Source organism: Empedobacter sp. GD03797 (assembly GCF_029842105.1).
GTDB classification, from domain to species: Bacteria; Bacteroidota; Bacteroidia; order Flavobacteriales; family Weeksellaceae; genus Empedobacter; species Empedobacter falsenii_C.
The window spans coordinates 1-519 of sequence record NZ_JAOCFS010000077.1 but is presented as its reverse complement, the minus strand read 5'-3'; the positions used below and the strand labels follow the sequence as shown (position 1 = coordinate 519).

Sequence of the window (519 nt, the reverse complement as noted above, 5' to 3'; positions counted from 1 at the left end):
TGGATATGCAAACAAAAATAGGAGTATTAGTTAAGCTACATTTTTATAACTAATTTTTTGTTGATTAAATTCTTCAATCGTTTTATAATTTAAGGCACTATGCCTTCTTTTTTTATTGTAAAATATTTCGATGTATTGAAATATTTCCAATTCCATTTGTTGTTTATTTATGAGTTTATTTCCATAAATCAATTCTGTTTTCAGTGTTTTAAAGAAACTCTCTGCCACAGAGTTATCCCAGCAATTTCCTTTACGCGACATACTTCTAATAACATGATGAGATTCTAGCATATTAGCAAATTTGTTGTTGGCATATTGAACTCCTCGATCTGAATGAAAAATCAATCCTTTTTCTATCTTTCTGTTTGCTAAAGCGACTTTCCAGGCTGATAAACTTGTTTTTTCAGTGCTCATTTCATCGTACAAACTCCAACCAATAACCTTGCGATCGTACAAATCAAGAACAATTGTTAAATACAAAAATCCTTCAATTGTTCTGATGTAAGTGATGTCAGAAAC

1 protein-coding gene is annotated in these 519 nt (G+C 30.1%); it reads right to left on the bottom strand.

Annotated elements, in window-relative coordinates; translation table 11 throughout:
* Positions 1-30: 30 nt before the first annotated feature.
* Positions 31-519, bottom strand: a 489-nt coding sequence (locus N5D90_RS17105; RefSeq protein WP_280063486.1) for an IS3 family transposase, incomplete at its 5' end; no start/stop codon positions are given.